The organism is Mycolicibacterium austroafricanum, from assembly GCF_902705885.1.
In the GTDB taxonomy this organism is placed as follows: Bacteria; Actinomycetota; Actinomycetes; order Mycobacteriales; family Mycobacteriaceae; genus Mycobacterium; species Mycobacterium vanbaalenii_A.
On sequence record NZ_CACSIP010000023.1, the window covers coordinates 298,946 to 305,441 of the forward strand.

General features: G+C 69.8%; 3 protein-coding genes. 1 reads left to right on the forward strand and 2 read right to left on the reverse strand.

Annotation, left to right across the window (positions count from 1 at the left end; genetic code table 11):
* The first annotated feature begins 132 nt into the window (after positions 1 to 132).
* Positions 133 to 1,254: an acyltransferase family protein gene (locus BEMPMBAN_RS16995; RefSeq protein ID WP_159232145.1), complete on the forward strand. Its 1,122-nt coding sequence runs from the start codon at positions 133 to 135 to the stop codon at positions 1,252 to 1,254.
* Here the strand turns inward: BEMPMBAN_RS16995 and BEMPMBAN_RS17000 are convergent.
* Complete coding sequence (locus tag BEMPMBAN_RS17000; protein WP_159232057.1) at positions 1,251 to 2,729, reverse strand: AMP-binding protein; 1,479 nt, start codon at positions 2,727 to 2,729, stop codon at positions 1,251 to 1,253. The genes BEMPMBAN_RS16995 and BEMPMBAN_RS17000 overlap by 4 nt on opposite strands.
* Position 2,730: 1 nt before the next feature.
* The coding region (locus tag BEMPMBAN_RS17005) for an alpha-(1->3)-arabinofuranosyltransferase domain-containing protein (protein ID WP_159232059.1) at positions 2,731 to 6,496 on the reverse strand (3,766 nt) is incomplete at its 5' end.

Sequence of the window (6,496 nt, forward strand, 5' to 3'; positions counted from 1 at the left end):
GCCGCGTCATGACTACCCATATTCCGGCCGGTCGATCGGGCGGGCACACTGTTGTTCGTGACCGCCCCCGTCACGACGACGCCACCAAGCGCGGTGGGAGGAACCCGCGGGTTTCTGCCCGCCGTCGAAGGCATGCGTGCCTGCGCGGCCATCGGGGTCGTCGTCACCCACGTCGCCTTCCAGACCGGCAACACCGGCGGGATTTCCGGACGGCTGCTCGGCCGCTTCGACCTGGCGGTGGCGGTGTTCTTCGCCCTCTCGGGATTTCTGCTGTGGCGCGGACACGCCGCGGCCGCGCGGGGACTGCGATCGCGCCCGTCGACCGGCCACTACCTGCGGTCCCGCATCGTCCGCATCATGCCGGGCTATCTGGTGGCGGTCGTGGTGATCCTGACGCTGCTGCCGGACTCGGACGCTGACCTCACGGTGTGGCTGGCGAACCTGACTTTGACCCAGATCTATGTGCCGTTCACGCTGACCGCCGGCTTGACCCAGATGTGGAGCCTGTCGGTGGAAGTGGCGTTCTACATGGTGCTGCCGCTGCTGGCGTTGCTGGTGCGATGGGTGCCGGTGCGCGCCCGGATCGGGGTCATCACCGCCGCCGCGATCGCCAGTCTCGGCTGGGCGGTGCTGTGGCAGTTGATCCCCGCCGAGCCGGCCTTCGGGGTGAACCCGCTGAACTGGCCGCCGGCATTTCTGTCCTGGTTCGCGGCCGGAATGCTGCTCGCGGAGCTGACCGTCAGCCCGGTTGGGTTGATGCACCGGCTGGCCCGGCGCCGCGTGGTGATGGCAGTCATCGCGGTGGCGGCGTTCCTGGTGGCTGCCTCCCCGGCGGCCGGCCCGGAGGGCCTCACCCCGGGCACGGTGAGCCAGTTCGTCCTCAAGACCGCGATGGGCGCGATCGTGGCCGGAGCGCTGTTGGCGCCGCTGGTGCTCGACCGGCCGGATACCTCCCACACCGTGCTGGGCAGCCCCACCATGGTCACCCTGGGGCGATGGTCCTATGGCCTTTTCATCTGGCACCTGGCTGCGCTGGCGATGGTGTTCCCGGTGATCGGTGAGTTCGCGTTCAACGGACATATGCCGGTGGTGCTGGTGCTGACGGTGGTGTTCGGCTTCGCGATCGCAGCGGTCAGTTATGCACTCGTGGAATCTCCGTGCCGGAATGCGTTGCGCCGCTGGGAACGAAGGGTGGACCCGACCCCGCTCGACAGCTCGGTCGACGACGCGACCGAACCGGCCGTCGCGCGTTAGCCGGACGGCGCGGCCCGCCGCGCGAGCACCTCGTCGCGGACCGCCGACCTACGCGCCTTTCCCGCATCGTCGCGCAACGCCCTGGTGGTGAACTCCACCGAGCGTGGCACCTTGTAGGCCGCGATGCGCGTGGTCAGGAACGCCAGCACCGCGGCTTCGTCCAGACCCTCGGCCTGCACGATGGCGTGGGGCACTTGGCCCAGATCGTCGTCCGGGACACTGACCACCAAGCAGGACAACACCTCTGGATGCTCGGCCAGCGCTGACTCGATCTCGGCGGGGTACACGTTGCGGCCACCCACGGTGAACATGTCGACGCGGCGGTCATTGAGGTAGAAGTAGCGCTCGTCCCCGGCATCCCGGTAGTAGCCCAGGTCGCCCAACGAGTCCCAGCCGTCGCGGGACTTGGCGGTGCTGCCGATGTACCGGTAGGTGGGTCGGCCACCCGGGGACGGACGCATGTAGATCTCGCCAGCCACACCGGGCGGGCACTCGTTGCCATCGTCGTCGAGCACCTTCATTTCGCCGGCGACGACGGTGCCCACCGAACCGGGGTGGCGCAGCCACTGTTGACCCGAGATGAAGGTCAACGCCTGAAGTTCGGTGCCGCCATAGAGTTCCCACACCACCTCGGGGCCGAGCAACTCGATCCAGGCTCGTTTGACCGCCGGTGGGCACGGAGCGGCCAGATGCCAGAACCTGCGGATCGAGGACAGGTCGTAGGAGCCCGGTGCGGCCCGGTACACCGGCAGCAGCCGCTGCATGATTGTCGGCACGGTGGCAAGGAACGTCACCCGGTGTTCGGTGACCAGGTGCAGGAAGTCGTGCGGTTCGAACCGCGGCATCACCACAAGGTGATGACCCTGCAGAAGCCCGATGACAAACGTTGTGAACCCGGTGTTGTGGCTCAGCGGTACTGAGATCAGGTTGGTGTCATCCTCCTGGGCGCCGAGCGGGTATCCGATCGCGGCGGGGACTCGGCTGTCACCGCCGGCTTCGATGAGCTTCGGCCGGCCGGTGCTGCCGCCGGAGGCCATCGACTTCCACACCGGCGACACCGCTTCGGGCAGCGGCCCGTCAGAGAACCCGGAGGCATCCGCCGCGACTTCGGCGGTGGTGCTCGTCGTCACACCCGAGGGATCGGCCCGACCCACGAGCAGGGTCGGGCGCCGCAACTCGAGCAGCGCGGCCAGCTCGGCGTCGGGCAGCCGCGCCGACAGCGGCTGCGGGACCGCGCCCAGCTTCCAGCACGCCACCACCGAGTACACCCAGTTCAGCGAGTTGGGCGCGGCGATCGTCACGTAGTCGCCGGTGCCGACGCCGAGCGAGGCGAACGCCCGGGCCAGACGGTTGCTGGTGGCGTCGAGCTCGGCCCGCGTCACGGTGACGCCCTCGCAGGTGACCGCCGGCGCGCCCGGATCCTGCGCGGCCAGCGCCGAGGCCTGTGTGCCGATCGGGGGAACCGGGCTCGTCATGTCAACCCTCCTCGCCGTCGAGCGTGTCCGCCCGCTCGGTGCGCGTCGCCGCCGACGCGGCGACCGCGATGACTGACAACAGCGCCAGGAACTGCACGCCCGTCGAATGCCCGACATACCCGTCGACCGAACGCCACGGATTCTGGCTGAGGACCGCACCGGCCAGGATCAACCCGGCCGCGGCGATACCGACCGCCGTGGTGTTCCAGATCTTCTCGTGCGCCCGCAGCAGGTAGCGAAGACCGAGGACCCCGCCGGCCACCACGACGCCGACGATCCCGGAGATCAGTGCTGCGGCCACCACCACCGCGGCGCCGCGCGCGACTGCCGAGGGGTGCCACGGCCGGGTGCCGCCGACGGCAGCCACGGAACGCCGGGACGGCAGAAATGCCAGCGCCGCCAGAAGCGGAAGCAGCGCAAGCCCGCCGATCAGGCCTGCCCGGTAGGTCGCGTTGGATGTGAACCCCAGCGTGACGGTGCCTTCGGTGCCCGCCGGCAGTACCCAGCCCTGCTGCCAGCCGTTGACGGTCACGGCGGTCAGATGCTCTCCGGCACTGTTGCGGGCACTCCACCCCGGGTTGACACTCTCAGGGACCACCAGCACCCGGGTCGTGTCCGAGGCGGGAACCTCGACATCACGGTGGTCGCTGGTCCAACGGCTGCTGTCGACGGAATCCGTTGTGGCCGAACCGAGCTGCCCCGCCAGCGGACCTGCCAGCTGCACCCCGTCGACGATGAACGTCGGACCCGGACTGATCAGCAGCTCCTGTTGACCGGCGGGCAACGTGATCGGCCCGCTGCAGGGACGCGCCGGGACTGGTTCGTTGTCGAGCAGGGCGCCGACGGTCGTGCTCACCGAGGTCTGCACGAACTGCCCGGCGACACCGATGATCGGCCCCCGCCCGCACGCCAGGTTGATGGCCCGCAACCGGTTGGCGGCCGCGTCGGCATCGGCGATCGGCGCGCCGCCGGCATCCAGAGCCACGATCTCCGCCAGCCCCGGTGGCTTGAGCTGATCGAAACCGAGTGCGGTGCGGTCGATCACGTCGTTCCAGTCCAGCAGTGAAACCGTGATGGAGTCGGTGACGCGGGGTTTGAGTCGCAGCGTCTCGGTGCCCTGGTCGAGGCGACGCACCTGCGGCCCGTCCCCGAGGTCGACCGCGATCATCGTCGGGTGCGCGGGCAGGTCCGAGGTGCTCGGCGTCACCCGCAGTGCCGCCACGTCCCGGGGGGACGGCAGCGTCAGAACCAGGGTGGGCGGGGTCCTCGGCTGCACGATGCGCTGCGGAGCCGTCCACGCGGTGCCCGGATCGCCGTCGGTGGCCGCGTAGGCAGAGCCGAGGACATCGATGGAGTCGGAATCACCAGCTGCCCTGACGGTTTCCGGCTCGGCGATCAGGTCGGCGAGGTTGGGACCCTGTCGGGCACGGACCCAGACGGTCGGGGTCACTTCGGTCTGCTCGGGCACGGTCAGGGTCCGGCTCAGGTTGACCGGTTCCTCGGAGGCCAGCGCCACCGCCGCCGCGCACCGGATCCCGGTGGGGCTTTCGGCGCATCCCGAGCGGCCCAGCAATTCCGGTCCCAGATCCCATTGGGCCACCGCCGAACCCGGCGGTGGGCCGGGAACCTGAACGGTGTGGCGCAGATCGACCGGATGGGCGAAGCCGTTCGCGTCGTATTGGGTGACCGAGAAATCGGTGATGCCGAACTGTACGCCGGGGGAACCGTCGTCGGTGGCGACTGCGGTGATCCGCACCCAGGGCGACTCTCCGTAGGGAAGGGCGACCGTCACCGGTTCGCCCGCCTCCTCGAACCGCACCGTGGTGGTGCCGTTGACGGTGGCCACCTCGAGCCGACGCACCTGGGCGCCGACGGCGGTGGCGCTGGGTGTGATGGTCAGGGTGGCATTGGTCACCGGGTGGTCGAAGTCGACCTGCAGCCACTGGCCGACCGCGCTCTGTAGCGCATTGGAGACCCAGCTGGTCGACGAGTCCCCGTCGATGGCTGCCGGTGGCGCGGTGGCCGGCGAGACGTTGGGCAGCGCTGTGGAATCCGACGCCGAACTGGACACCGAGATGCGCCCGCCGACCCACTGAGCGGAGATCGGTTCGGTGTCACCTGCGGGGTAGTCGGGCACCCGGTTGAAGGTGTTGCGCGGATCCCCTTCGGCGCGGATCGCCGAGGAGTGGTCGTCGACACGGCCATAATCGGTTTCGCGCGCCAGCGGGGTGTCGGTCACCGTCACGACCGGTGCGGTCAGCCCGGCACGCAACGCGTCCGGGGTCAACAGCAGCGGTCCCAACGGTGGCTCCCCCGAGAGCCTCCGGCGTTCGTCGAGACGGAGCACCGATTCGGGTCCACCGTCCACGCGCGCCATCGCGTCGGCATCGACGACATACGGAGCCGCCGCGTTCGCTGCACCGCCGACCTCGAAGATCTCGACGGCGGGGTATCGCGGACGCATGCCACTGTCGGAGACGAATCCTTCCAGGCTGCCCGGCCCGACGGGATCACCGAACTGGGCCACCTTCGTCAGGCCCGGCGAGCCGTCGATCGCCCGGTGAACCAGGATGGGGCGCGCCGACCTGGAGCTGTCGGGGTCCAGATCATTACGCACCACCACGTACGAAATGCCCTGTCGTGCAAGGGTGTCCGCGAGGCCCGCGGACGGCCGCCCGGCGGCGAAGAGCCGCTGCACGGAGTCCAGGGAGCGGATCGTCTCCGGTGGGGTCAGGGGGATGGAATCGCGAACCCCCCACGGGCTGTTGCCCAGGACCTGCAATGGCTCATCGTGGCTGTTGCCCCACACCTGGGTGGCGAACGGTGCGCCCGGAACCACGAGCACCCGCCCGGCTACCGGCGAGGCGGAGTTGTTGGCGTCCAGCCAGTCCGCGGTTTCATGCCAGTACTGCGGGATCGCGTCGAAGGCCCCCGGCGCTGTCATCCGGCCCGTCCAGGCCAATGATGTGGCGGCGATCAGCGCAGTCAGCAGCACCACGCCCACAGCAACCCGTTTGTCCTTCTCCGGATGGGCCAACGCGTCGCGCCACACCGGCCCCGGCGCGCTCCCGGGAAGCGGGATCCGGCCCAATAGGTGGGCCAGCCCGAGCACCAACGGCAATCGCAGCAGCGGTTCCAGTTTGTGCAGGTTGCGCAGCGGCGTGCCGTCCGCGTCGAGGAATGCCTGGACCTGTTGCGCGACCGGCGAACCCAACCCGCCGCTGTAGCCGGCGGCCAGTAGCACGATGCCGAGCATCAGCATCGTGATCAACCGGCCCTTCGCGGGCATCGTCCGCATCGCGAGGCCCGCAAGTCCGCCCGCCGCCACCAGGGTCGTGGCCAGCACCGCGACCGACCCGGTCACCAGCGGCGCACCCGCGGTCGCGGTCGGTGCCACATACGGCGTCCACGCGCCGGTGCCGCGCAGCATCTCGGTCAGCGACATCCAGCGGGTGGTGACCCCGGAGGACTCGATGAAGTCCAGGAACGGCGGGCTGATCCGGCCCAGATGCAGCAACGCGACCACCCACCAGGTGATGGCCAACGCCGCGCACAGCAGCCACCACGCGGTGAATCGCCGCCATGCGGCGTTCGGGCGGTGGCAGGCCAACCACACGACCGCGCACAGGCACGCCGTCAGCGTGGCGACGGCGTTGACCGCGCCCATCAGCGCGATGGCCAGCGCGGATCGAGCGGCCAGCATGCGGATCCGTGGGTCCCCGCCCTGGGTCTTTCCCACCCCTCCGATCCCGCCCTGGGTCTTTCCC